The sequence below is a fragment of the Chryseobacterium sp. 'Rf worker isolate 10' genome, assembly GCF_050753305.1.
GTDB lineage: Bacteria > Bacteroidota > Bacteroidia > Flavobacteriales > Weeksellaceae > Chryseobacterium.
This window is the reverse complement of sequence record NZ_JBOZOF010000001.1, coordinates 1,522,162-1,546,223: the sequence shown is the minus strand read 5'-3', so window position 1 is coordinate 1,546,223 and position 24,062 is coordinate 1,522,162. Positions and strand designations below refer to the sequence as shown.

General features: G+C 35.7%; 27 protein-coding genes and 1 other RNA gene. 23 read left to right on the top strand and 5 right to left on the bottom strand.

Annotated features, from left to right (window positions below):
• Positions 1 to 256 precede the first annotated feature (256 nt).
• The gene (locus tag LKL37_RS06885; RefSeq protein WP_431609829.1) at positions 257 to 436 is read left to right on the top strand and encodes a quinol oxidase subunit 4; all 180 of its coding nucleotides are present in this window, start codon (positions 257 to 259) and stop codon (positions 434 to 436) included.
• A gap of 118 nt (positions 437 to 554) precedes the next feature.
• Complete coding sequence (locus LKL37_RS06880; RefSeq protein WP_431609828.1) at positions 555 to 776, top strand: hypothetical protein; 222 nt, start codon at positions 555 to 557, stop codon at positions 774 to 776.
• A 43-nt stretch (positions 777 to 819) separates the two neighbouring features.
• On the opposite strand, the gene LKL37_RS06875 is transcribed toward LKL37_RS06880, so the two are convergent.
• Positions 820 to 1,134, bottom strand: a complete 315-nt coding sequence (locus LKL37_RS06875) for a DUF4286 family protein (protein ID WP_121487949.1) — start codon at positions 1,132 to 1,134, stop codon at positions 820 to 822.
• A gap of 150 nt (positions 1,135 to 1,284) precedes the next feature.
• Here LKL37_RS06875 and gyrA point away from each other — a divergent pair, with 150 nt between their 5' ends.
• From gyrA to LKL37_RS06845, 6 genes are all read left to right on the top strand, one after another.
• A complete protein-coding gene (gyrA, locus tag LKL37_RS06870; RefSeq protein WP_431609827.1) occupies positions 1,285 to 3,870 on the top strand; it encodes a DNA gyrase subunit A in 2,586 nt (861 codons plus the stop codon).
• Between the two features lie 28 nt (positions 3,871 to 3,898).
• A complete protein-coding gene (locus LKL37_RS06865) occupies positions 3,899 to 4,933 on the top strand; it encodes a tetratricopeptide repeat protein (protein ID WP_431609826.1) in 1,035 nt (344 codons plus the stop codon).
• Between the two features lie 217 nt (positions 4,934 to 5,150).
• Positions 5,151 to 5,987, top strand: coding sequence for a 1,4-dihydroxy-2-naphthoyl-CoA synthase (locus LKL37_RS06860; protein ID WP_034697698.1), 837 nt, complete (start codon positions 5,151 to 5,153; stop codon positions 5,985 to 5,987).
• Between the two features lie 73 nt (positions 5,988 to 6,060).
• A complete protein-coding gene (gene menA / locus LKL37_RS06855; protein WP_431610442.1) occupies positions 6,061 to 6,990 on the top strand; it encodes a 1,4-dihydroxy-2-naphthoate octaprenyltransferase in 930 nt (309 codons plus the stop codon).
• A gap of 17 nt (positions 6,991 to 7,007) precedes the next feature.
• Entirely contained in the window at positions 7,008 to 7,454 is a 447-nt protein-coding gene (locus LKL37_RS06850; RefSeq protein ID WP_431609825.1) for an SRPBCC family protein, read from the top strand.
• Positions 7,455 to 7,572: 118 nt separating this feature from the next.
• The gene (locus tag LKL37_RS06845) at positions 7,573 to 8,259 is read left to right on the top strand and encodes a metal-dependent hydrolase (RefSeq protein ID WP_431609824.1); all 687 of its coding nucleotides are present in this window, start codon (positions 7,573 to 7,575) and stop codon (positions 8,257 to 8,259) included.
• A 117-nt stretch (positions 8,260 to 8,376) separates the two neighbouring features.
• Here LKL37_RS06845 and ffs read toward each other — a convergent pair.
• An RNA gene (gene ffs / locus LKL37_RS06840) (signal recognition particle sRNA small type) lies at positions 8,377 to 8,474 on the bottom strand.
• Between the two features lie 131 nt (positions 8,475 to 8,605).
• On the opposite strand from ffs, the gene LKL37_RS06835 reads away from it, so the two are divergent.
• The 13 genes from LKL37_RS06835 (at position 8,606) to LKL37_RS06775 (ending at position 20,248) form a co-directional block, all read left to right on the top strand.
• Positions 8,606 to 9,208 carry a DUF4199 domain-containing protein gene (locus LKL37_RS06835; RefSeq protein WP_431609823.1) on the top strand — a complete coding sequence of 201 codons (603 nt, stop codon included), beginning with the start codon at positions 8,606 to 8,608 and terminating at the stop codon, positions 9,206 to 9,208.
• A gap of 16 nt (positions 9,209 to 9,224) precedes the next feature.
• The gene (locus LKL37_RS06830) at positions 9,225 to 10,175 is read left to right on the top strand and encodes a glycosyltransferase family 2 protein (RefSeq protein ID WP_431609822.1); all 951 of its coding nucleotides are present in this window, start codon (positions 9,225 to 9,227) and stop codon (positions 10,173 to 10,175) included.
• Positions 10,175 to 10,567 (top strand): hypothetical protein, encoded by a 393-nt coding sequence (locus LKL37_RS06825; RefSeq protein WP_431609821.1) that lies wholly within the window; start codon positions 10,175 to 10,177, stop codon positions 10,565 to 10,567. Before LKL37_RS06830 ends, LKL37_RS06825 begins: the two co-directional genes overlap by 1 nt.
• Positions 10,568 to 10,897: 330 nt before the next feature.
• Positions 10,898 to 11,599 (top strand): GIN domain-containing protein, encoded by a 702-nt coding sequence (locus LKL37_RS06820; RefSeq protein ID WP_431609820.1) that lies wholly within the window; start codon positions 10,898 to 10,900, stop codon positions 11,597 to 11,599.
• Positions 11,600 to 11,664: 65 nt separating this feature from the next.
• The gene (locus tag LKL37_RS06815; protein ID WP_431609819.1) at positions 11,665 to 13,380 is read left to right on the top strand and encodes a phospho-sugar mutase; all 1,716 of its coding nucleotides are present in this window, start codon (positions 11,665 to 11,667) and stop codon (positions 13,378 to 13,380) included.
• A gap of 17 nt (positions 13,381 to 13,397) precedes the next feature.
• Positions 13,398 to 14,309: a hypothetical protein gene (locus LKL37_RS06810; RefSeq protein ID WP_431609818.1), complete on the top strand. Its 912-nt coding sequence runs from the start codon at positions 13,398 to 13,400 to the stop codon at positions 14,307 to 14,309.
• A 28-nt stretch (positions 14,310 to 14,337) separates the two neighbouring features.
• On the top strand, positions 14,338 to 15,591 hold the full coding sequence (locus LKL37_RS06805; RefSeq protein ID WP_431609817.1) for a pyridoxal phosphate-dependent aminotransferase: 1,254 nt from the start codon (positions 14,338 to 14,340) through the stop codon (positions 15,589 to 15,591).
• Between the two features lie 170 nt (positions 15,592 to 15,761).
• Entirely contained in the window at positions 15,762 to 16,301 is a 540-nt protein-coding gene (locus LKL37_RS06800; RefSeq protein WP_431609816.1) for a hypothetical protein, read from the top strand.
• Positions 16,302 to 16,428: 127 nt separating this feature from the next.
• A complete protein-coding gene (locus tag LKL37_RS06795) occupies positions 16,429 to 17,415 on the top strand; it encodes a phosphatase PAP2 family protein (protein WP_431609815.1) in 987 nt (328 codons plus the stop codon).
• A gap of 140 nt (positions 17,416 to 17,555) precedes the next feature.
• The gene (gene kdsB, locus LKL37_RS06790) at positions 17,556 to 18,278 is read left to right on the top strand and encodes a 3-deoxy-manno-octulosonate cytidylyltransferase (RefSeq protein WP_431609814.1); all 723 of its coding nucleotides are present in this window, start codon (positions 17,556 to 17,558) and stop codon (positions 18,276 to 18,278) included.
• Positions 18,279 to 18,383: 105 nt separating this feature from the next.
• Positions 18,384 to 19,046, top strand: a complete 663-nt coding sequence (locus LKL37_RS06785) for a histidine kinase (protein ID WP_431609813.1) — start codon at positions 18,384 to 18,386, stop codon at positions 19,044 to 19,046.
• Between the two features lie 34 nt (positions 19,047 to 19,080).
• The gene (locus LKL37_RS06780) at positions 19,081 to 19,656 is read left to right on the top strand and encodes a glutathione peroxidase (RefSeq protein ID WP_431609812.1); all 576 of its coding nucleotides are present in this window, start codon (positions 19,081 to 19,083) and stop codon (positions 19,654 to 19,656) included.
• Between the two features lie 76 nt (positions 19,657 to 19,732).
• Positions 19,733 to 20,248: a VOC family protein gene (locus tag LKL37_RS06775; RefSeq protein ID WP_431609811.1), complete on the top strand. Its 516-nt coding sequence runs from the start codon at positions 19,733 to 19,735 to the stop codon at positions 20,246 to 20,248.
• A 106-nt stretch (positions 20,249 to 20,354) separates the two neighbouring features.
• Here the strand turns inward: LKL37_RS06775 and LKL37_RS06770 are convergent, their stop codons facing one another.
• Positions 20,355 to 21,011: an NAD(P)H-binding protein gene (locus LKL37_RS06770; RefSeq protein ID WP_431609810.1), complete on the bottom strand. Its 657-nt coding sequence runs from the start codon at positions 21,009 to 21,011 to the stop codon at positions 20,355 to 20,357.
• A gap of 104 nt (positions 21,012 to 21,115) precedes the next feature.
• Here LKL37_RS06770 and LKL37_RS06765 point away from each other — a divergent pair, with 104 nt between their 5' ends.
• Positions 21,116 to 21,469, top strand: coding sequence for an MmcQ/YjbR family DNA-binding protein (locus LKL37_RS06765; RefSeq protein WP_431609809.1), 354 nt, complete (start codon positions 21,116 to 21,118; stop codon positions 21,467 to 21,469).
• Positions 21,470 to 21,552: 83 nt separating this feature from the next.
• Complete coding sequence (locus LKL37_RS06760; protein WP_431609808.1) at positions 21,553 to 22,044, top strand: hypothetical protein; 492 nt, start codon at positions 21,553 to 21,555, stop codon at positions 22,042 to 22,044.
• 13 nt (positions 22,045 to 22,057) lie between these two features.
• Here LKL37_RS06760 and LKL37_RS06755 read toward each other — a convergent pair whose 3' ends face one another.
• Together LKL37_RS06755 and LKL37_RS06750 are read right to left on the bottom strand one after the other, a co-directional pair.
• Positions 22,058 to 23,107 (bottom strand): acyltransferase family protein, encoded by a 1,050-nt coding sequence (locus tag LKL37_RS06755; RefSeq protein ID WP_431609807.1) that lies wholly within the window; start codon positions 23,105 to 23,107, stop codon positions 22,058 to 22,060.
• On the bottom strand, positions 23,082 to 24,017 hold the full coding sequence (locus tag LKL37_RS06750; RefSeq protein WP_431609806.1) for a bifunctional riboflavin kinase/FAD synthetase: 936 nt from the start codon (positions 24,015 to 24,017) through the stop codon (positions 23,082 to 23,084). The genes LKL37_RS06755 and LKL37_RS06750 overlap by 26 nt, the downstream gene beginning before the upstream one ends.
• Between the last annotated feature and the right edge of the window lie 45 nt (positions 24,018 to 24,062).

Here is a 24,062-nt window from a genome sequence, read left to right as displayed (position 1 = left end):
GATGAATGATGAATGATGAATGATGAATGATGAATGATGAATGATGAATGATGAATGATGAATGATGAATGATGAATTTGTTTGATAAGCACAATAATTCTCCATAATAAAATTCATCATTAACTTGCGAAACAAAATTAACCATTGACAAGAAAAGGCTGTATATTCAAACCTTAAACCTTAAACCTTAAACCTTAAACTTTGAACTTTTGGCATTACCATTGTAATATTACATAAAGTTGAAAAAGTAGAAATAATGAAAAATTTAACTAAAGTTACTGGAGTACTTATTGTGATATTTATGCTTTCATCTTGTGTAGTTCATGATAATGGAAACCGTGCCAAAACACTTCCTCCCGGACAGGCTAAAAAAATATATGGCGGAAGCGCAAAAGATTATGCTCCGGGTCAGGTGAAAAAAAGAAATGGCTATTAACAGAATAGGAACTAAAATCAAAATTAGAAGCTGGTTTTAACATACATTAGCTAGATTTCCATTCTTTTTGGCATTAATATTGAGATATTTTGCTATCGAAATTGAAAAAGTGAAAGTAATGAAAAGTATGTTGAAAATTGTTGGGGCAGGTGTGGTCCTATTTATGCTGTCCTCTTGTGTAGTGCAGGAACCTTATGGAAGAAGAATGCCGCCAGGACACGCAAAAAGATATTATGGCGGAAGTGCAAGATACTATGCACCCGGCCATGTTCAGAAAGTGTATATTTATGAAGAGCGCGGCCATCATCACAGAGGCCGTGGTCATGGGCATCACAGATAAAAAAAGAAAAGCACTGAATTCTTCAGTGCTTTTTATTTGTAAATTATAATCTTGTTTTTTTAGGATTCAGGAAAGTATTAAAGATCATTACTTCCTGCCCGAACTTTTTCTCAATTCTTTCTGAAATGTTTAAAAGTTCGCTTTGTATGAAATCTTCCCGCAATTCTTCATTATCGAAAATTAACAGGAGATTGTAATTTTTACCATCTTCTATATAATCACTGTGTACTTCAGAAAGGATATATTTGTTGACATCCATCAGGTTTTCAGTCATTAAAACCAGTGTTTCATCAATATAATTTTCCCATTCTTCCAGGTTATCTTTTGTACAGTGGAAAGTTATACTTAATATGCCCATATTTTTATGAATTTTTAAGATTTTTTTGGATAAATTCTACAGCAAAAATCGGCATTTTTTTCGTAAATTAGCCCGTTAATAAAAATTGGAAATAAATAATTTTCAGACTTACAGCTAAGAGTTTGAATATCATTACAATAAAATTTGTTTATGCAAAAAGAAGGAGAAAGACTGATTCCTATCAACATTGTTGATGAAATGAAGTCGTCTTATATCGATTATTCGATGTCCGTTATCGTTTCAAGAGCGTTACCGGATGTAAGAGACGGCTTGAAGCCCGTTCATAGAAGAGTACTGTATGGTATGTATGGATTAGGGGTGTTTTCTAATAGAAAATATTTAAAATCTGCAAGAATTGTTGGAGATGTTTTGGGTAAATATCACCCGCACGGAGATTCCTCTGTATACGATGCTATGGTAAGAATGGCCCAGGACTGGAGCTTACGTTATCCTCAGGTAGACGGACAGGGTAACTTCGGTTCAATGGATGGTGACCCGCCTGCAGCAATGCGTTATACCGAAGCAAGATTGAAAAAAATCTCTGATGAGGTACTTTCAGACCTAGACAAAGAAACAGTTGATTTCCAGAATAACTTCGACGATAGTTTACAGGAACCAACGGTAATGCCAACGAAAATCCCTAACCTTTTGGTAAATGGTACTTCAGGTATTGCAGTAGGGATGGCAACCAATATGGCGCCACACAACTTATCGGAGTCTGTAGATGCGATCTGCGCTTATATTGATAATAAAGAAATTACAATAGACGAGCTGATGCAGCACATCATTGCACCGGATTTCCCTACAGGGGGGATCATCTATGGATATGACGGAGTAAGAGATGCTTTCCATACAGGAAGAGGTAGAGTTGTTTTAAGAGCTAAGGTAAACTTTGACGAAATCGGAAACAGAAACGCTATTATCGTTACTGAAATCCCTTATCAGGTGAACAAAGCTGAAATGATTGCCAGAACAGCAGAACTTGTAAAAGACGAAAAAATCACTGGTATCCACGAGATCAGAGACGAATCGGATAGAAAAGGACTTCGTGTTGTATACGAATTGAAAAACGATGCAATCCCGAACGTTGTTCTTAACCTATTATATAAATATACAGCACTTCAGACCTCTTTCAGTGTAAACAATATTGCATTGGTACACGGAAGACCGGAGCAGCTGAACCTTAAAGATATCATTCATCACTTTGTAGAGCACAGACATGAGGTAATCGTAAGAAGAACTCAGTTTGAGCTTAAGAAGGCAAAAGAAAGAGCACATATCCTTGAAGGTTTCATGAAAGTGATAGGAACTCAGGATGCTTTAGACAGAGCAATTTCTATTATCCGTCACAGTGCAAACCCTCAGGCTGCAAAAGAAGGCTTGATCGAAGCATTTGAACTTTCAGACATTCAGGCTCAGGCAATTCTAGATCTTAGATTGGCTCGTCTTACAGGAATGGAGCTTGATAAGATCCGTGATGAATACGATGCAATCATGAAAGAAATTGAAAATTTGGAAGACATCTTAGCCAACGAGCCAAGAAGATTCCAGATCATCAAAGACGAATTGATTGAAGTAAAAGAAAAATATGGAGACGAAAGAAGAACAGAAATTGATTACTCAGGAGGAGAAATGTCTATCGAAGATATTATCCCGAATGAATCTGTAGTTCTTACTATCTCTCACGCAGGATACATCAAGAGAACTTCTCTTTCAGAATATAAAATCCAAAGTAGAGGAGGTGTAGGAAACAAAGCAGCAACAACAAGAGATTCCGATTTCCTTGAATATATTGTTTCTGCTACCAACCACCAGTATATGCTGTTCTTTACAGAAAAAGGAAGATGTTACTGGCTGAGAGTATTTGAAATTCCGGAAGGCTCCAAAACAGCAAAAGGAAGAGCCGTACAAAACCTTATCAACATTGAACCGGATGATAAGATCAAAGCATATATCAGAACCAACAACCTTAAAGATTCCGAATATGTAAATCAAATGAGTGTTGTGATGGTAACCAAAAACGGTACAATCAAGAAAACATCATTAGAAGCCTATTCAAGACCGAGAGTAAACGGGGTAAATGCTATTGAGATCAGAGATAATGATCAGTTATTAGGTGCTTACCTTACCAATGGAACATCTCAGATCATGATCGCTACCAAAAATGGTAAATGTATCCGTTTCCCTGAAGAAAAAGTAAGAGAAGTAGGTAGAGGATCTATTGGGGTAAGAGGTATCGCGATGGAAGACAATGATGAAGCTATTGGTATGATTGTTGTGAACGATGTAGAAAACGAAACAGTACTTGTAGTATCTGAAAAAGGATACGGAAAGAGAACTGCAGTAGAAGACTACAGAATTACCAACAGAGGAGGAAAAGGAGTAATCACCCTGAATATTACCGAAAAAACAGGAAATCTTATCGCTATTCAGAACGTAACAGATGAAGATGGATTGATGATCATCAATAAATCCGGTGTTGCCATCAGAATGGGAATGGATGAAATGAGAGTAATGGGTAGAAATACGCAGGGAGTAAAACTGATCAACCTTAAGAAAAATGACGAAATTGCAGCCATTGCAAAAGTAGAAATGGATAAAGATGTAGAAGATGATTCTGGGGAATTTGAAGAAGGAACAGACATTGTAACTGATAACCAGGAAGACGATACAACACCTCAGGCTGAAAATGAAAATACAGCAGAGGAAAATGAGAATTCTGATTCTGAAGAATAAATTGTACAATATAAATATAATAGTTATTATGAAGAAACTAATTTTAGGAATGGCTATCGTAGCATCTGCTTTTGCTTTTGGGCAGAAAAAAGATGCGAATGCTTTGAATGCTCAGCTTCAGGAAGCTAACAAAGTTGCTATGGATGCATACAATGCAAAAAATTATGCAGCTGCAGCACCGAAGTTTATTGAAGTTTACGACTTATTAAAGTCTAGCGGTCAGGACAACAAAATATATATGTATTATGCTGGACTTAGCCACGCATTAGCTAATAATAGCGACCAATCTATCAAAATCTATACAGACCTTGTTAATTCAGGATTTACAGGAGTAGAAACTACTTACACTGCTAAAGAAAAGAAAACAGAACAGGTTGTAAATCTTGATAAATCCACTTGGGAGCTTATGAAGAAAAATTCTGACTATTCTGACTTTAAAACTGAACAGTCAAAAAGCATAGAACCGGATTTGTATGAAACTTTGGCTTCATTACTTCTTAACGCTAAAAAAGGACCTGAGGCTCTTGCTGTTATTGAAAAAGGATTAGTGAAATTTCCAAACAGTGCTAAGCTTAAAGAAGCTCAGACTACAGCATATCTTCAGTCTGGAAATACAGATAAGTTTGTTTCAGGATTAAAAGAACAATTGGCTAAAAACCCAAGTGATCCTACAAACTGGTACAACCTTGGAGTAATGCAGGCTAAAAGCCCGGCTACTGTTAATGATGCTGTAGAATCGTTCAAAAAAGCAATCGAGCTTAAGCCTGATTTTTCTGATGCATACCAAAACCTAGTATATACTACTATTGGTGATGATTCTAAAGTAGTAGCAGAGATCAATGCATTGAGAAAAGACAAGCCGGATGAAGCTTCTAAATTGATTGATGCAAGAAGAGAAAGATTTGGAAAAGCATTGCCGTACGCTGAAGGATGGTATAAAGCAAATCCAAAGAGTATTGACGCTGTTTCTGCATTAAAAGAAATTTATGTAGTAACTAAAAACATGGATAAAGTTAAAGAAATGAAAGCAAAAGAAGCTGAACTGAGTGCAGCTGCCAAGTAATCATTTGATAACTCAACAATAAAAAGCCGGAACAGCAATGTTTCGGCTTTTGTTTTTCTAATAAACCTCTATTATTTATTCTAAAAGCACTCTCTTTATGAATATTTACGGTCGAAAATCTATCATTCAGAATTTCTCTTCTTTATAGCAATGATCAGTAAATTTCACCTGTGGAAATTCTCTGTAATTCCGTATCTTTGAGAAAAATTTTTATAAGATGATCGAGTGGAAAACCGCCAAGGAATACGAAGATATTACCTATAAAAAATCTAACGGAGTAGCAAGAATTGCTTTCAACAGACCAGAGGTTCGTAATGCTTTCAGACCTAAAACAACTTCAGAATTATATGATGCTTTTTATGACGCCTATGAAGATCCTTCAATAGGGGTTGTATTACTTTCAGGAGAAGGGCCAAGTCCTAAAGACGGAGGATGGGCATTTTGCAGCGGAGGTGATCAGAAAGCAAGAGGACACCAGGGATACGTAGGAGAAGACGGAAGACACCGTTTGAATATCCTTGAAGTTCAACGTCTGATCCGTTTCATGCCGAAAGTAGTAATCGCAGTGGTTCCAGGATGGGCAGTTGGTGGAGGACACTCACTTCACGTAGTATGTGACCTTACTTTAGCAAGTGAAGAACATGCTATTTTCAAGCAGACAGATGCTGACGTTACAAGTTTTGATGGTGGCTACGGTTCCGCTTATCTTGCTAAAATGGTAGGACAGAAAAAAGCCCGTGAAATATTCTTTTTAGGAAGAAACTATTCCGCTCAGGAAGCTTTCGAAATGGGAATGGTGAACAAGGTAGTTCCACATGCAGAATTAGAAGATACAGCTTACGAATGGGCTCAGGAAATATTAGCCAAGTCTCCGACTTCTATCAGAATGCTGAAATTCGCCATGAACCTTACAGACGACGGTATGGTAGGGCAGCAGGTTTTCGCAGGAGAAGCAACACGTCTTGCCTATATGACAGAAGAAGCTCAGGAAGGAAGAAATGCTTTCCTTGAAAAAAGAAAGCCCAACTTCGGAGAAGATCAATGGATATCTTAAAAATATAATTGATAATTGATGAATGATGATTGATATTATCATTTATCAATTATCGCTTATCAATGATAAATTTATGACGGATTGGATAAAAGCCGCAAGGCTAAGAACTTTACCGCTTTCCTTAAGCGGGATTATTATGGGGGCTTTCATTGCAAAATGGAGACTTTACGGAGAAGGGGGGACCTGGGATTGGAAGATCCTTGCGCTTGCTCTTCTGGTGACCCTTTTATACCAGATTTTATCAAATTATGCCAATGATTATGGTGATGGAGTAAAAGGAACCGATGCAAATAGAATCAATGAAGCTGAAGCAAGAGCTGTAGCATCAGGGAAAATTACTGCAAAACAGATGAAAAATGCAGTGATCCTTTTCGCAGCATTATCTTTCATTGCAACTATTGCTTTGCTTTATGTTGCTTTCATTCCAAACTATATGAATGAATTCTATATCTTCATAGGATTAGGAGTAGCATGTATTCTTGCAGCCATTGGGTATACAGTAGGTAAAAAACCTTACGGATACATGGGATTGGGAGATATCTTCGTGTTTATCTTCTTTGGGCTTGTTTCCGTATGTGGAAGTTATTTCCTGTTTACAAAAACATTCAGCTGGGATATATTATTACCAGGGACAGCTGTCGGAATGATGAGTATGGCGGTTCTTAACCTGAACAACATGAGAGATATCGAAAGCGATAAATTATCAGGAAAAAACAGCTTTGCATTGAGAATCGGATTCAGAAATGCAATGATCTATGAAATGGTGCTGCTACAGCTTCCATTATTGCTTATTCTTATGTTTTTAGGAATAAATGGATTTATGCAGGGACAAAACTACTACGTTTTCATCGTAATGATTCTGTTATTCCCATTGTCAAAATTGAGAAGAAAGATTTTATCCGTAAAAGAACCAAAAGAATTAGACCAGTATTTAAAACAGGTCGGGATCATGACGTTTGTAATGGCCATTCTTACGGCAGTTGGACTTAATTTATTTAACTAAATCTAAAATATTACATCATGAGTTCTAATGTCTATGTTGAAGCTCAAATGCTTATCAGAAAGCCGGTTGAAGATGTTTTTGAAGCATTTATCAATCCGGAAGTAACTATTAATTTCTGGTTTACAAAATCTACCGGAAAATTAGAAGAAGGTAAGACAGTTACCTGGGAATGGGAAATGTACGGAGTAAAATCTGTGGTGAAAGTTCATCAGATTATTCCGAACCAGTTGATCAAAACAGAATGGGGAGAACCTTCAACAAACGTAGACTATGAATTCAAAACCATGGAAAAAGGAACTCTTGTTATCATTAAAAGCTATGGATTCAGCCAGACTGGCGAAGACCTGTTAAAAGTAATTAATGACAATACAGGAGGTTTTACAACAGTTTTAGATGGGTGTAAAGCTTATCTGGAACATGGAATTAATCTCAACTTAATTGAGGATAAATTTCCGCAGAAATAATAGATTAAAGAAAACACGGATGGCACGGATGCTTTCACAAATATCACTAATCTCATTGTGTTATTTGTGAAACTGTTTGAGTCATTTGTATTTAATAATAATTGAAACTAAATTTAAAATGAAAATACAATTCTTAGGGCAAAATTGTTTCCTGTTCACCTACAAGGACAAAACAATTCTGAGCGACCCTTTTTACAATTACAAAAAAGCAGAATCAGGTTTTGATATCGCTGCTCAAAAAATCGACTACATTCTGTTGACCCATGCGCACGGTGATCATATTGCCGATGTAGCAGAGGTGTTGCAGCATTATCCGGAAGCTACCGTGATTGGAGTTCCAGAAGTATGTGGTTATTTCCAGCAGGCTAAAAACAGAGACGATGTAAACTTAGGAGGATCGGCAAAAATCGACGATCTTAAAATTTCCATGGTTCCTGCTCACCATACAAGTTCTTTCCCGGATGGAAGCTATGGAGGCGTTCCGGTAGGGTATATCTTCAGACTTCCTGAGGGTAAAAACATCTATTTGGCAGGTGATACAGGAGTAATGGCTGATATGGAACTGTTCCCAAGATTATACGGAAATATAGACCTGTCTATTCTTCCTATCGGAAGCCACTACACAATGTGTCCTAGAAAAGCTTCTTTTGCAGCTGCAGAGCTATTGAAAACACCGAAAGTAATCGGATGTCACTTTGATACTTTCCCTGCCATTGAAATCAATCATGAAAGTGCACTAAAGCATTTTGCAGATAAAAATGTAGAACTTGTTTTACCAACATTAGGTGAGACATTCGAATTTTAATCAATAACTGAACCGGAGGTAATCTGAAAATTAGAAAAATGAAAATGATGCGTAAGGTATTAAAAACAAAAAAAGATAATTATCAAATTACCTCTCTTCTTACTTTAGATCAAAAAAAAATGGCAAGCTACCTAAATCACACCGCTACGACCAATTACCTTTGCTGCGTTCCCACCCTGGAGGATTCTCAGGAGCTGGTTGTTTAGGACTTGCCGTTGCAAAGGTAGGAATATTTTATAAACTTCAAAACTTTATTAAAGAAAATTAGTCGAAAAAAAGCAGTGATAAAGCTAAACGCTTGACATCTAGAGGGAAAATTTTTCAACTTTTTTCTAAAAATTTAAATATGACGAAAAGTCCATCAACACTAGGAATTATACTTTTTATCGCTACAATGATCGTTTTCTTTGTAGTGTACACTTTTTTCTCAGGAATCAATTATTTTGATATCTCTTTGAAAGCCAATGCTTTTGTTTTACCTCTTCTCTATGCCGGAGCTGCTTTTTGGTCTGTGAAATCCTTTTGGAACAACCATAGAGTAGTAAAATTCAAAGAAGCTTTCAAAAGAGCATTCGTTCCGATGTTTGTCGGAGGAATTCTTTCCATCTTCAGTATTTATGCCTTTTTAAACTTTGTAGATCCGGCGGCTAAAAAGCTGTTGAACTACCAATATGTTCAGAGACAAAAATCAGAACTGGATACAGAATATACCTCTGCAAGAAAAATTCTGAAACATCAGAAAGATATTGATGAGCTGGATCAGAAGTACAAAGAAAGATTACAAAGCTTCACTCCTGAGGCGGTTAAAGGAAAAGATATGCTTACCGCGAGTCATTTTTCAGGATATTTTGCAGCAATTCTTATATTTTACGTAGTTTTGTCGGTGTTTTTTGGAGCGTTTTTCAGAACAAGAACGATACATCAGCCCGAAGAAACAAATCAAGCCTAATTTTTATTAAAATTAAATGAATTTATCTATAGTTATTCCGTTACTGAACGAAGAGGACTCTCTGGAAGAGCTTTTTTCAAGAATTGATAAAGTATGCACAGCCAGCAATTTATCTTATGAAATCTGGTTTGTAGACGATGGAAGTACGGATTTGTCGTGGAGTATTATTGAGAATATGAAAGTTCAGCATCCTCAGATCCACGCTATTAAATTTTCCAGAAATTATGGAAAATCACAGGCACTGCATGCTGCCTTTGAAAGAACAAATGGAGATGTGGTAATTACAATGGATGCCGATTTACAGGATTTCCCAGAAGAAATTCCGGAACTGTATAATATGGTAATCAACGATAATTATGATATCGTTTCCGGTTGGAAAAAGAAGCGTTTTGATAATGTAATGACGAAAAATATTCCGTCAAAGCTATTCAACGCAGCCGCGAGAAAAGTTTCAGGAGTTTACCTTCATGATTTCAATTGTGGCTTGAAAGCCTATAAAAGACAGGTTGTGAAATCTGTTGATGTATACGGAGATATGCACCGTTATATTCCGGTTCTGGCTGCCAATGCAGGTTTCAGAAGAATTACCGAAAAAGAAGTACAGCATCAGGCAAGACCTTACGGAACTTCAAAATTCGGAACTGAAAGATTTGTAAGAGGATTTTTGGATTTGATAACGCTTTGGTTTGTAAGTCGTTTTGGAGGAAGGCCAATGCATTTCTTCGGAGCTGTTGGGACTTTAATGTTTATTGTAGGTTTTCTTTCAGCACTTTGGTTAGGAATTTCCAAACTTATTGATGTAGCAAGAGGAATCTACGGGCATTTAATTACCAATAATCCTTGGTTCTTTATTGCATTAACAATGATGATTATGGGAAGCCTTCTTTTTGTAGCAGGATTCTTAGGAGAAATGATTATCAGAACGAACCGCGAACACAAGAATTATAATATTGACGAAGTGATATAATGGAAGAAAAGCTGCCAAAAATTTATTCTAAAAAAGCTATTTTAGGATTTTCTATTTGTCTTTCAACGCTTTTCGGAGGGGTTTTGTTATATCAAAATTTAATTGAGGTTAACAAAAAGAAAGAAGCATATACGGTATTGGCAATTTCTATTCTGTTGACTATTATCACAGGAATTATTGTAAACATCCCGGAAGAGCCTAAAAGTTCACTTGCTTATTTATGTGGTCTTGGAGGCGGATGCTTACTTTCTTACTACTTTATGCCAAAATATTTTCCGGATGAAGAAAGGTATTCAAAAAAAGCGATATGGAAACCCTTGATTATTGGGATTGTTATTGTTGCAATCCTTTTGGCTTTAATCATTTATGGCGCTTCAGTTGAAAATAGCTAGAACAAAAAACTATACCTTTTATCAATTATTATAGGCTAATAATGAAATATAATAAAAAGCACTCTGCAAAAAACAGAGTGCTTTTTATATTTTTGAATCTATCAGATAAAAAGTAAACGAAAGAGACAATAAGAAATAGTCTTTCCCTAAAAATCCCAAAATTTGAAAATTATCAGGTATTTTATTGTCAAAAGACAAAGATTTTTAGAAATTTTAATCCTATTTTTGTTCAAAGTAATATTGAAAGTCCTTGTGAGAGACATGAAAAAGTTTCCAGAGATTTTCAGTACATATCGTTACGATTATAATATAGAATATTTAAAATTAAATATGAAAAAAGTTGTATACACATTAATGTTGATGGCAGTAATTTCCTGTGGAAAAGTTTCTCCGAAAGGAAATATTGAAAAGAAAGATGTGGATGTTTCGGAGTTTGTAAACCTGGATCTGGAAGGGAAATTCCGTGTATTTTATGCCAGAGGTCCGAAAAATTTTGTAGAAATAGAGACTTATCCTAACGTGGCCAATAATCTTGATGTAGATGTAAAAGACAAGACACTTTTCATCAAAGAAAAAAGAGGTACAAAGGGAGTTGATTTTTATAACGTGACAATTTATTCAAAATATAACCTGGAAAAAGTAGCCGTTTCTGATTCTGTTGAAATGAATATTTCAAGTGAAATCAAAACAGACAATTTCAGACTTAATATGAAAAATAATGCAAGCTTCATGGGATCTGTGAACACCAGAAGAGCAGTAGTGGAAATGCATAACAGAAGCCGGGCCAATTTCCTGGGATTGTCTAAAGATGCCGTTATAAAGATTTCAGATACAGCAAGTTTAATTGCTCCTTACTGGAAAATTACCAACCTGAACATTGATTCTAAAAATGGAAATTATGCAGAAGTAAATGTAAAAGATTCGTTAAAAGGACATATTCAGAACACTGCAAAATTTATCTATTATAACGATCCAATCAGAGCATTTAAGATTGATAAAACGACGAAAGTTGAAAACAAAAAACTGGATTAAAAAACAGTATTATTTAAACTAGAAACTAAGAACTTTACAAACTATAAAAGAACAACAATACAAATATGAATACACTAGAAAAAGCGAAACTTTGGTTAAGTGATACCTTCGATAAAGAAACGAGAGATGCTGTACAATCATTGATCGACAGCAATTCCCCGGATCTGGAAGATTCTTTCTACAGAGAATTGGAATTTGGTACAGGAGGTATGCGTGGAATAATGGGAGTAGGAACCAACCGCTTGAATAAATATACATTGGGACAGGCTACTCAGGGATTGGCCAATTATATGCTGCAGCAGTTCAAAGGTGAAGAGATAAAAGTGGCCATTGCTTATGATGTTCGTCATAACTCAAAAGAATTTGGGAAACTGGTAGCAGATGTTTTGACAGCCAACGGAATTAAAGTATTGCTTTTCAAAGATCACAGACCCACTCCTGAATTGTCTTTCACAGTTCGTGATAAAAAATGTAATGGAGGAATTGTATTGACAGCTTCTCACAACCCGCCGGAATACAATGGTTATAAAGTATACTGGAACGATGGTGCACAGATTGTTCCGCCTAATGATGAAGCAATTATTAATGAAGTATATTCTGTAAAATTCGAAGAAATTAAATTCAACGGGAATGATGATCTGATCGAATGGATCGGAGAGGAGCAGGACGATGTGTATATCGATGCCTGTATTGAAAACTCTACCTATCAGAATGTTGGAAAAGAAAATTTAAATATTGTTTTCACATCTATCCACGGAACAACCTATACTACCATTCCAAAAGCTTTAGCAAAAGCAGGATTTAAAAAAGTAGATCTTGTAAGGGAGCAGATGATTCCAAGTGGAAATTTCCCTACAGTAGATTCTCCAAACCCGGAAGAACCTGCAGCATTGGAAATGGCAATGGATCTGGCAAGAATTACCAATGCAGATATCGTGATCGGAACAGACCCGGATGGAGACAGATTAGGGATTGCAGTAAGAAACCTTGATGGTGAAATGCAGCTTTTAAATGGTAACCAAACCAACACAATCCTTACATATTACATTCTGAATGAGTGGAGAAAACAGGAAAGAATTACCGGAAAAGAATTCATCGGTTCTACCATCGTAACTTCAGATATCTTCTTTGATATTGCGCAGAAATTCGGAGTAGAATGCAAAGTAGGTCTTACCGGATTCAAATGGATCGGAAAAATGATTCGCGAAGCAGAAGGAACACAGAAATTTGTGTGCGGTGGTGAAGAAAGTTTCGGATTTATGACCGGAGATTTTGTTCGTGATAAAGACTCTTGCGGAAGTATCCTTGTAGCTTGTGAAATTGCCGCATGGTGCAAAGCCAACGGAAAAACAATGTATCAGTACATGATCGAGATCTATGAAGATCTTGGAATGTATTACGAAGGATTAATCAATATTGTAAGAAAAGGAAAAGAAGGTGCTGAAGAAATTCAGAATATGATGAAAAACTTCCGTGAAAATCCTCCAAAAGAATTGGCTGGTTCACTCGTAGAAGAAGTAAAGGATTTCAAAGAACAGACAAGTCTTACCATTTCTACGAATGAGAAAAAAGTAATGAACGATATTCCGAAGTCTAACGTATTGATCTATTACACACAAGATGGAACGAAAGTATGTGTAAGACCTTCCGGAACAGAGCCAAAAATTAAGTTCTATGTTTCAGTAAAGGATTCTATTACTTCAGAAGCAGATTTCAGAGATAAATTAAAATCATTGGAAGCTAAAATCGGAGCGGTAAAAACAGATTTAAAACTGGATTAATTCTCTGAAAACAGCAGATGATCAAAAGAATAATAGCAGTTTGCCTATTGTCTGCAGCTGTAGTTTCCTGTAAAAAGGAAGTTGCAGTTTCGGAAGTAAAACCGGTAAACGATTCGATTACTCAAACTGAATCCAAAGAAGATCTGTACAAGCCTATAGACACAGCTTGTTCATCCACCAACAAAACGGAGGATTATATTACATCTCTTCAATGGTACCGTACCAAAATCGACAAAGAAATGACTGGAAACAGTCCGGAACAGAATGACAAAGTATACGAAGATTATTTAAAAATAAGAGGTAAGTATACAGAATGTCTGATGAACCTGCATAGCAACATTTTGGATAAATATGTGAATTATTATAATTATGATAAGGATCAGTACAATCTTCCAGATAATGTTAAAAAAATAGCTTCAGAACTAAAAAAAGCAGGTCTTGAATTCAGAGAAGTAGGAGAAGGTATCACCGAAATATGGACCATCCCGGGATATTATTCTACTATTTTTAAGAATAAAGTGACTCCGGATTATGAAGTCTACATTTCACAGACCGATAAAGAAAGTGAAACCAATTATGCCGCAGACGCAGGATTGATAATTTCCTGGGAACAGCTGGGAGACAGGCTTATGTTCTGGGAAAATTTTATGAATAAATATCCTAAGAGCAAGCTGATAAAAGTAGTAAAACAGGACTATAACTACTATTTGTCCGACTATCTTTTAGGAATGGATAATACACCTACCTACGAAAGAGAACAGGACAATGGAACCGGAAAACTAAACGATGAAAACAGAGCGGAATTCAATAGGATCATTAAAAAATATCCAAATTCCAATACCGCAAAAAAAGCAAAAGAAGTAATCACTCTTTTTGATGCACAAATGCCGGTAGATCAAATAGATGAGAGAATCAATGGAGAACGATAATATTAGTAAATTTTAAATAAGAAAAAAAGTGAAAGTTTCAAAATTAGCAGCGAACCTGATCGGTTCTGAAATTGTAAAAATTGGTAACGAAGTAAATGATCTAAAAGCAAAGGGAGCAGAAATTGCCAATCTTACTATTGGTGATCTGAATTCTAATATCTATCCTATTCCGGCATTGCTGAAGGAAGAGATTCAGAAAGCATATCAGAATAATCTGACGAACTATCCTCCTGCAAACGGACTTTTATCTTTAAGAAAAGAAGTTTCCAAAGACCTTAAAAAAAGATGGAACCTTGATTATTCTCCGGAAGATATCTTAATCACTGCTGGATCAAGACCTTTGATCTATGCCGTATACAAAACCATTGTAGACGAAGGAGATAAAGTAGTATATCCTACACCATCTTGGAACAACAATCACTATGCTTACCTTACTTCAGTCAACGCTGTAGAAGTAAAAACAAAACCGGAAACCAACTTCCTTCCGACGGCAGATGATTTAAGACCTCATTTGGATGGAGCTGTGTTATTAGCACTGTGTTCACCATTGAACCCTACCGGAACCATGTTTACAAAAGAACAGCTTTCAGAGATCTGCGAACTGGTTATTGCTGAAAACAAAAAAAGAGGCGCAGATGAAAAACCATTATACTTAATGTATGACCAGATTTATTCTTGCCTTACTTTCGGCGCTGAGCACGTAGATCCGGTTTCTCTTTTCCCTGAAATGAAAGACTATACGATCTACATCGACGGTATTTCGAAATGCCTTGCAGCAACAGGAGTACGTGTTGGATGGGGATTCGGGCCTGCTCATATTCTTGACAAGATGAAGGCACTTCTTACACACGTTGGAGCATGGGCACCAAAACCGGAGCAGGAAGCAACTGCTAAATTCTATGAAAATCCAGAGAATGTAAATACTTTCGTTGACGATTTTAAAGCTAAACTTGAAGAAAGCTTAAAAGTTCTTCACAACGGAGTTCAGGATTTAAAAGGAAAAGGACTTTCTGTAGACAGCATTGAACCAATGGGAGCTCTTTATCTTACTATTAAATTAGACTATATCGGAAAAACAAAACCAGACGGAGCTGTCATTGAAAACTCTTCAGATTTAGTATTCTATCTAATCAATGACGCAGGAGTGGCTTTAGTGCCATTCTCAGCCTTCGGAGAAGAAAAATCAGAACCTTGGTTCCGTGCTTCTGTAGGAGGATTAGCTGTAGATGAGATCAAAGTAATGCTTCCAAAACTGGAAAGTGCTTTGAACAATTTAAAGTAATTTTCTAATAAAATATAAACTTCGGCTCTGCCCAGCATGACACTGTTTGATCTCGAAAAGAGTATTAGCTATGTCATGCTGAGCTGAGCCGAAGCGTTTTTTACACAACACACAAAACCATGAAACGTCCACGAAAATCTTTTCTTGAAACAAAATATTTATTTTTTTCAATGCTAGCGATTATTACGATAGTAATTTTAAGTGTTTGGCTCTCAGGAAAAGCAGATCATCGTTCATTATTTCTGAATTCAATCTTATCAACATCTGTTTTGGCTGGAACATTTTTTATATTTATAAGCGCGGGATTGTATTTTGGTTTGAAATTAAAAGACAATGTTGGAAATATTTTAAACAAAGAAAGATTACAAAGATATGCTGATAAAACACCAAAATTTGATGGTTTCGATATTGATATTCCTGATGCAGGTGATGGGATAGGAGGAGTTATTCTTTCCATTCTTGCATGGATTGCAATTTCTATTCTACTCATTTTTCTTTCCTATTTCTTTGGCCTTTTCTTCTGGTCAGCCGTATTATTACTGGGGGCTATTTTGTATTGGATATTTTTTAGAGCATTGAGATTGGTCTTCAAAAACTCAGGAAAATGTAAAGGAGATTTATTAAAAAGCTTTGGGTTCGGACTTTTTTACTCTTTTCTTTATATTTCCTGGATATACGGAATTATTTTTTTGATCAAATATTTAAACTGAAATGACGTTTGTTTATAAAAAATTAAATAAATATTAAAAATCAAATAATTTCTTTGTAGTAAGCTCAACTAGGAATTACCTTTGGGGCTTTTACACACCTAAATATAATAAAGTCGAAAATTACACGATGAAAAAACTGAGATTTCTACTCTTACCAGTTTCAATACTGGTATGCTCACAAGAGATTGATACGCTGAAAGTAAAAGAACTTCCAAAGGAACTCGAGTCTCCAAAAGTACAAACCTACACCTTAAAAGACGGATCTGTCAGAACGTACCCAAAACCTAAACTATTAGATTTTGTAACCAAATTACCCAGAAACTTTATCAATACCAATAAAGATTTTGTAGCCCAGGATCATGCTTATTATCTGGGAGGAGCTGTTGCAGCCACATTGATTCTTTTACCAGTTGATCAGAAACTGATCGACAATTCAAGAGAGCTGGGAGAAAGATGGGGAATGGACAAAGATAATAACTACACCAAAGTTGGAGGTGTATTTAAAATCCCGAAAGATATCGGATCTACCTTGTATCTGATAGGAAACGGTTCTACATTAGTATTGCTGGGAATTGGTTTCGGGACTTATGGATTGATCAAAAATGATTACAGAGCACAGGCTACAGCCAGTGGGTTAATGGAAAGTTTAATTCTTTCCGGAGTTTTTACCCAGACTATTAAAAGAATTACCGGAAGAGAAAGCCCTTTTATTGCAGAGATAAATGGTAATAAAGGAGGAGCATGGAACCCCTTCCCAAGTTTCTCAGCCTTTGGAAAAAATACCTCGAATTATGATGCGATGCCATCCGGACATTTAACCACTTTTATGGCGGGTATCACCGTGATTGCAGACAACTATCCGGATGCAAAATGGATCAAGCCGGTAGGATATACCTTAGCAGGAGCATTATGCTTTCAAATGATGCAGAGTAAAGTTCACTGGGCTTCAGATTATCCTTTAGCTCTATTAATGGGATATTTCATTGGAAAAACAATCTCAAAAAGCAGATATACATCATCAGAAGGAACTATAGGAAAGACAAAATATAATCTCAACTTTGTTGCATCCCGCCAATGGGAATACAATATGGTAGGAGTAAAACTTTCTTTTTAAACCGCTGAAATCTCCGTTTTGTAGAGTAAATAAGATACTTTTCACTACATTTGATCTCAGGATAAAAGGATCATCCGGAATTTTGTAAATGCCGGAATGAAACCTGTTGATTTTAAAAGAATTACTTAATATCGTATTGAATGAAGATAATCGCTGTCATCCCTGCCCGTTACGAAGCAAGCCGTTTTCCGGGGAAATTAATGCAGATTTTAGGAGAAAAAACCGTTATTACCACAACCTATCAGAACGTAGTGGAAACCGGACTGTTTGATGAAGTATTTGTCGCCACAGATTCTGAAATTATTCTTGATGAAATTGTAAAAAACGGAGGGAAAGCTGTAATGACAGGTCAGCATGAGACAGGAAGTGACCGTATTGCTGAAGCAGTACAGAATATAGACTGTGATATTGTGATCAATGTTCAGGGAGATGAACCTTTTCTGAAACTGGAACCTTTACATCAGCTGATCGAAGTTTTTAAACATGATGATCAGCAGGAAATCTCTTTAGCTTCTTTAAAAATTCAACTGCACGAAAAAGAAGAAATTGAAAACCCAAATAACGTAAAAGTGATTACCGATAATAATGGTTTCGCTTTATATTTCAGCCGCTCTGTAATTCCTTTTCACAGAGAAATTTCTTATGATGTAAGTTATTTTAAACATATTGGAGTATATGCTTTCAGAAAAGAAGTCTTGCTGCAGTTTTCAAAACTGGCTATGAAACCATTGGAAATATCTGAAAAGATTGAATGCATCCGCTATCTGGAATACGGAATGAAAATCAAAATGATAGAAACTAATTTCGTAGGAGTAGGAATAGATACTCCGGAAGATCTGGAAAAAGCCCGAAAGTTAATTTAAAATTGCCGGATGCAGTAAACAAATAGGTAAATAAGCGTTTCCACTTTCCTGTCTTTTTGCAATTTCACATAAATCCACCTATATTTGAATTTATAAATAAAATTAATGAAGAAGTTACTATTAGTATTTGGACTGGTATTTTCGCATGTGATATTCGGACAGACCGCAAAGGAAATAATTGACAAAAACATTGAATTATCCGGAGGGCTGACCAATTGGAAATTATTAAACTCAGTATTGCTTCAGGGAAAAGTAGTATTGGGAATCAAAGATGAATATCCGATAAGAATTTTTCAGCAACGTCCGAATCTTACTAAAACATTGATTACTACCGGAGGAAAAGAAACCGCGATTGAAGGTTTTGACGGTTCCAAAGGTTATGCAATGAATTATGCCGCAAACAAACTTCAGGAATACCCTGAGTATGTGCCGGAAAATTTTGATAATGACTTCATTGATTGGGAAAACAAAGGGTTTGATGCCAAATACCTTGGAAAAGAAAAAATAGGAGAGATCTACTGTCATAAAGTGGAACTTACGAAGAACGTTAATAAGAATATGTATTATTTTGATACAAAAACTTATATGCTGATAAAAGAAGTGAAAAAAGATGAAACGCTTGTCTATTCTGATTTTAAAAAAGTAGGAAACCTTACAATGCCTTTCAGAATAGAATCTTCCAGTACTAAAAAAGACGGAGATTATGTGATGTTACTAAACAAAATAGACATCAATAAAGTATTTCCGGCTAATATTTTCAAGTTTTAATTCAATTGCAGCCCGCTGTACAAAATGAAAAAAAATGAAAAAAATTTTTTTAATGCTGCTTTCTTTCGTTGCATTTCTACAAAGCTGCACGAATCAAAAAAGTGAAATTTCTAAAGCCAAAACCACCGAACTTATGGGAAAAACAATATATGACTTTAAAGTAGAAAGTCTAGATGGTAAAGAAATCAATTTTGCAGATTTCAAAGGGAAAAAAATCCTGATTGTAAATACCGCTTCAGAATGTGGATTTACCCCTCAGTATGCAGATCTTGAGAAGGTATATGAACAATACAAAGATAAATTGGTCGTTATAGGTTTCCCAGCCAATAATTTCGGAGGACAGGAGCCAGGAACCAATACTGAAATTGGGACTTTCTGCCAGAAAAATTACGGAGTAACATTTCCAATGGCAGCTAAAGTTTCTGTAAAAGGAGATGATACAGCACCTATCTTTAAATATTTAACAGAAAAGGAACTGAACGGAGTAAAAAGTACAAGCATCCTTTGGAACTTCACCAAATTCTTGGTAGATGAAAACGGGAAACTGATAGACACTTTTATAAGTACTACCAATCCTAACGGTGAGGCGATTACAAAGTATCTGAGATAAAGATAAAAAATTATATTTTTACAAGTGGGTGTTATACATCCACTTTTTTTATTTTTAAACCCAATAAATGTTCCCTATGAAAAAAGTAATTTTTACCCTTTGTGTCCTGGCTTCTTTTATGTTAGGCTTCGCTTTTAAAGCTGTTACTGAAAAAAAGTCTGATGATACGAAAAGAGTAACCGGTATTGGCGGAATCTTTTTTAAATGTAAAGATCCTAAAAAAATGAGAGAATGGTATGAAAGTCATCTTGGTCTCAATACTAATGAATATGGAGCCGTATTTGAATGGTTTCAGGGAGCTGATAACTCTAAAAAAGGATTTAGCCAATGGAGCCCATTCAGTGAAAAGACAAAGTATTTTCAGCCTTCTGAGAAAGATTTCATGATCAATTATCGTGTAGAAAACCTTGAAAGGCTGGTTGAGCAGTTAAAAAAAGAAAATGTAACTGTAGTAGATAAGATAGAGGCTTATGAATATGGGAAATTTGTCCATATCATGGATATTGAAGGAAACAAAATAGAACTTTGGGAGCCTAACGATGTTGAATACGAAAAATTGGGACAGAAAATGAACAGCAAAACTACAAAATAGGTAATAGATGATAGGTAGCAGGGATTAGGTTTTAGGAAAATTACTAAGAAGGTTCTCATTTTTAACACGACCCCCATTAACTCGCATCCCAAACCCCACATTCCAATCATTCATTAGTCTTCTCAGCAAAGCAGAAGATATTTCCAAGTTTTATACTGGAGTAGCCATTACTTTTTATTTTTGAAGAATTAATCATCGCCTTTGCCAGAATATCGGTTGGCAGAGGCTTTTGGCTTTCCAATAAGCCCAGTTTATTCGCAAATTTTATAATTCGGCTGCCTAAAACTTCTCCGGTTCTTTCAGAATCTTTTCTTTCAAGCATTCCTGGTTTGAAAATAGTGATCTTATTGAAATGCAGCTGCTTTACAGCTTCTTCCAGTTCTCCTTTCATTTTTGAATAGAAAATCTTAGACTGCGGATTCGCACCATAGGCTGATACCAGAATGTAATCTTCTACATCATTTTCTTTTGCTGCTTTCGCAAATTCATACTGATAATCAAAGTCCACCTTTTTCTGGGCTTCCTTGCTTCCGGCATCCTTTAAGGTAGTTCCCAAACATGAAAATGCCACATCTCCCTTCACCATGTTTTTCCATTCCTCGGGGTTTTCAAAATTCACAACATGAACCTTAAGCTTATCATTCTGAATATCAATAGGTTTTCTGACAAAAATATCCACTTCATCAAACTCTTTGTCATTCAATAACTGATTGACAAGATCTTTTCCTGTAGCGCCTGTAGCACCTATTACCAGAGCTTTCATAATAATTGTGATTTTGCGGGATTATTTCTTTCTTAAATTTACTAAATTTGAATCAAAGATTAAAGAATTATATCATTTAATCATCACTCATTACTTATAATTGCATGGATGCCAACGAAATTTTAGACTACTGTCTTGCTAAAAAAGGAGTTACGGAAAGCTTTCCGTTTGATAACGAAACACTTGTACTGAAAGTAGACACCAAAATGTTCTTACTGATGGGGCTTGAAAGACAGCCGTTGGCAATCAATGTAAAAACGGATCCTGAATGGAGTGCAGAGCTCCGTGAGCAATATCCTCAGATTACAGGCGCCTATCATATGAACAAGACCCATTGGAACTCTGTAGTATTGGATGGATTGAAAAGAGATTTAATCTTTAAACTTATTGATCAGTCGTATGATTTGGTTTTTAAATCTCTGAGAAAGAAAGCTCAGAATGAAGTAAATTCTTTATAAGAATATAAGAAAAGATTGAGGTACGGAATTTGTTATCTATTATCGGTGAAATATATATTTAACGTTAATAAAATAAAGAACAAATGAGAAACCACCTTTTATTATTCGTAGCAGCAGGCACATTGATGCTGTCAAGCTGCACCAAACCAGAAAAGAAAAGTACTGCAGAAAATACAGCTCCGGCAGCCACGGCTTCTGAAACTTCTTCTGAAAATATTAAACTTGAATTTTCAGGAACAGAGAACTTTACGATTAAAAATCCAAAATTAAAAGTAAGTTTATATGGCATGGATGAGAAACTCGCAGATGCTCCAGCGACCTTAATTACAGAAAAAGAGTTTGAGCAGAAAACTGTGCCATTTACCATTGATCTTCCGGTGCCTAAAGATGCTGAAAGTAAGATCAATCCTAAACCTGCAGGTCCAGCAAAGTATTATGTAACAATAAGCTGGGATTCTGACGGAAACGGAAAAGCAGATGAAAAAGGGGATATCTTTATTGATTATGATAAACAGTTTCCTAACGTGAAACTTACTAATGAACCTCAGAAAATATACTTGAAAGTATTGAAATAAATAAAAAGGCTATTCAGTGATGAATAGCCTTTTTAGCAAATAAGTCTTTATGTTGTAATGCTTTCTTTTCAATCAGGTGCCAGGAAATGTATCCCAGAAGAATTGAAAGTGGTAATGAAAGTATGAATAACATAACCGTATCAAGCTTAAAAAAATACATCAGAGCCTGCTGTATAGGAAAAGAATAAATATAAATCCCGTAAGAAGTATCCCCAATTACTTCTCCTACTTTATTGAGATACTGAGTAGATTTCTTACCAATAATAATAACCAGTAAAGGCAGTGTAATATAGCAGGTATACTTGGAAATATTAAAATAAAGACTGATGATAAGAACAATAAAAGAAAGTAAAATAATGATATTTTCAGTTCTTTTATTATTAATTTTCAGATAAGTTAATACCATTCCACCTGCAAAGAAGCACATCAGGTTATAAAAATGATTACTTCCAAGTCCTATTTTCACAAACACCCCATATAGAAAATAAGGCTTGAAAATAGCGAAGAAATAGCTTGATATAAACAACAGAATAACAACTGTTTTTACAAAAGCTTTTTTCCTGATAAAGAATAGCATGGAGACCATCACATACATACTGAATTCATAGCATATGGTCCATAAACTTCCGTTGATGCTATGTTTGTAAGGATTACTTTCGAAAACGCCGTCAATACCTTTCTGACGGAAGAATAGCGTTAAATTTTGAGGAATATAAGTGTATACGGATTTGTTCTGCAAATAAGGAACAGAGCTTTCATAAACCGCCGGTGCCAGCAAAACGGTAAGGAAAAGGACAACTAATAAGGCAGGGAAAAGTCTTAAAAGTCTCTTCCAGTAAAAATCAGCGAGACCTTTGCAGCGCAGTAAACTTTTAAAAATTAAATATCCGGAGATAATAAAAAAGCCATGAACTCCAAGATAAGAAAATTCCATCTGGCCATGGGTGAGCTGTGATAAAGGATCACCTTGAGCAGCTCCCGAAAGAGAATAGGAATGGGTTACTATAACAAGACTTGCAAAAACAAGTCTCAGAAAATCAAAATTGTTGATTCTTGAAATCATAATCCTGGGTGTGTTTTTTATCCAGGTCCAGTTTCTCGATAAGCTTTTCTAAGCTTTCAAATTTAATTTCATCATGAAGGAAATCTCTGAACCTGACTGTTATTTTTTCATCATATATATCGTCATCAAAATCCAGAATATAAACTTCAACAGTTAATTTTTCTCCGTTTACGGTAGGGTTGGTTCCAACACTCAGCATTCCTTTGTATTGGTTGCCTTTTATCAATACTTCTACAATATAAGCTCCTTTTTTAGGTAAAAGCTTAATAGATTCTGTATCAATATTGGCGGTTGGATACCCAATTGTTCTTCCGATCTTTTTACCATGAACTACTATACCGGATACTGAGTAGGGATACCCCAGCATCTCATTAGCCTCTTGGATGTTCCCGGTTAAAAGAGCATTACGAACTTTTGTTGAACTGATATTATTTTCGTGGATGTTGATGGCTTCCATTTGTTCTACTTCAAAGTCAAGTTCCTTGGATAGTTTTTGAAGAAGCTCGAAATTTCCGCTTTTGTTTTTTCCGAAAGAATGGTCGTAGCCTATAATAAGATATTTTACATTGAGCTTATCAATTAAAATCTGACGCACAAACTCTTCTCCGGTCAGGTTTCTGAATTCTTCATCAAACTCTTTCAGGAACAAATTATCAACACCATATTTCTCAACCAGCTGTTTCTTTTCTTCCAGCGTGTTCAACAGTTTTAAATCTTCATTAGGATTAAAAACAAACCTTGGATGCGGCCAGAAAGTAAGGATAGCGGTTTCCAGATTGTTCTCTGTACCTACTTTAGTCAGTTCATCAATGATACTCTTGTGCCCGAGATGTACTCCGTCAAACATACCTAAAGACAGTGCTAAAGGCTTCTGTGAGGAATAATCTGTAAAATTCTTGAAAACTTTCAAAACGGAAAAATTTGATTGCAAATATAGAAATAATGTACCAATGTA

Excerpts from the sequence above, each read along its gene's own strand:
- LKL37_RS06755 (WP_431609807.1), bottom strand. The coding sequence starts at position 23,107 with ATGATTTCAAGAATCAACAATTTTGATTTTCTGAGACTTGTTTTTGCA.
- LKL37_RS06760 (WP_431609808.1), top strand. The coding sequence starts at position 21,553 with ATGAGAAACCACCTTTTATTATTCGTAGCAGCAGGCACATTGATGCTG.
- LKL37_RS06770 (WP_431609810.1), bottom strand. The coding sequence starts at position 21,011 with ATGAAAGCTCTGGTAATAGGTGCTACAGGCGCTACAGGAAAAGATCTT.
- LKL37_RS06860 (WP_034697698.1), top strand. The coding sequence starts at position 5,151 with ATGATCGAGTGGAAAACCGCCAAGGAATACGAAGATATTACCTATAAA.
- LKL37_RS06800 (WP_431609816.1), top strand. The coding sequence starts at position 15,762 with ATGCTAGCGATTATTACGATAGTAATTTTAAGTGTTTGGCTCTCAGGA.
- LKL37_RS06830 (WP_431609822.1), top strand. The coding sequence starts at position 9,225 with ATGAATTTATCTATAGTTATTCCGTTACTGAACGAAGAGGACTCTCTG.
- menA (WP_431610442.1), top strand. The coding sequence starts at position 6,061 with ATGACGGATTGGATAAAAGCCGCAAGGCTAAGAACTTTACCGCTTTCC.
- kdsB (WP_431609814.1), top strand. The coding sequence starts at position 17,556 with ATGAAGATAATCGCTGTCATCCCTGCCCGTTACGAAGCAAGCCGTTTT.
- LKL37_RS06810 (WP_431609818.1), top strand. The coding sequence starts at position 13,398 with ATGATCAAAAGAATAATAGCAGTTTGCCTATTGTCTGCAGCTGTAGTT.
- gyrA (WP_431609827.1), top strand. The coding sequence starts at position 1,285 with ATGCAAAAAGAAGGAGAAAGACTGATTCCTATCAACATTGTTGATGAA.
- LKL37_RS06775 (WP_431609811.1), top strand. The coding sequence starts at position 19,733 with ATGAAAAAAGTAATTTTTACCCTTTGTGTCCTGGCTTCTTTTATGTTA.
- LKL37_RS06850 (WP_431609825.1), top strand. The coding sequence starts at position 7,008 with ATGAGTTCTAATGTCTATGTTGAAGCTCAAATGCTTATCAGAAAGCCG.
- LKL37_RS06825 (WP_431609821.1), top strand. The coding sequence starts at position 10,175 with ATGGAAGAAAAGCTGCCAAAAATTTATTCTAAAAAAGCTATTTTAGGA.
- LKL37_RS06815 (WP_431609819.1), top strand. The coding sequence starts at position 11,665 with ATGAATACACTAGAAAAAGCGAAACTTTGGTTAAGTGATACCTTCGAT.
- LKL37_RS06785 (WP_431609813.1), top strand. The coding sequence starts at position 18,384 with ATGAAGAAGTTACTATTAGTATTTGGACTGGTATTTTCGCATGTGATA.
- LKL37_RS06780 (WP_431609812.1), top strand. The coding sequence starts at position 19,081 with ATGAAAAAAATTTTTTTAATGCTGCTTTCTTTCGTTGCATTTCTACAA.
- LKL37_RS06820 (WP_431609820.1), top strand. The coding sequence starts at position 10,898 with ATGAAAAAAGTTGTATACACATTAATGTTGATGGCAGTAATTTCCTGT.
- LKL37_RS06845 (WP_431609824.1), top strand. The coding sequence starts at position 7,573 with ATGAAAATACAATTCTTAGGGCAAAATTGTTTCCTGTTCACCTACAAG.
- LKL37_RS06865 (WP_431609826.1), top strand. The coding sequence starts at position 3,899 with ATGAAGAAACTAATTTTAGGAATGGCTATCGTAGCATCTGCTTTTGCT.
- LKL37_RS06885 (WP_431609829.1), top strand. The coding sequence starts at position 257 with ATGAAAAATTTAACTAAAGTTACTGGAGTACTTATTGTGATATTTATG.
- LKL37_RS06795 (WP_431609815.1), top strand. The coding sequence starts at position 16,429 with ATGAAAAAACTGAGATTTCTACTCTTACCAGTTTCAATACTGGTATGC.
- LKL37_RS06875 (WP_121487949.1), bottom strand. The coding sequence starts at position 1,134 with ATGGGCATATTAAGTATAACTTTCCACTGTACAAAAGATAACCTGGAA.
- LKL37_RS06880 (WP_431609828.1), top strand. The coding sequence starts at position 555 with ATGAAAAGTATGTTGAAAATTGTTGGGGCAGGTGTGGTCCTATTTATG.
- LKL37_RS06835 (WP_431609823.1), top strand. The coding sequence starts at position 8,606 with ATGACGAAAAGTCCATCAACACTAGGAATTATACTTTTTATCGCTACA.
- LKL37_RS06765 (WP_431609809.1), top strand. The coding sequence starts at position 21,116 with ATGGATGCCAACGAAATTTTAGACTACTGTCTTGCTAAAAAAGGAGTT.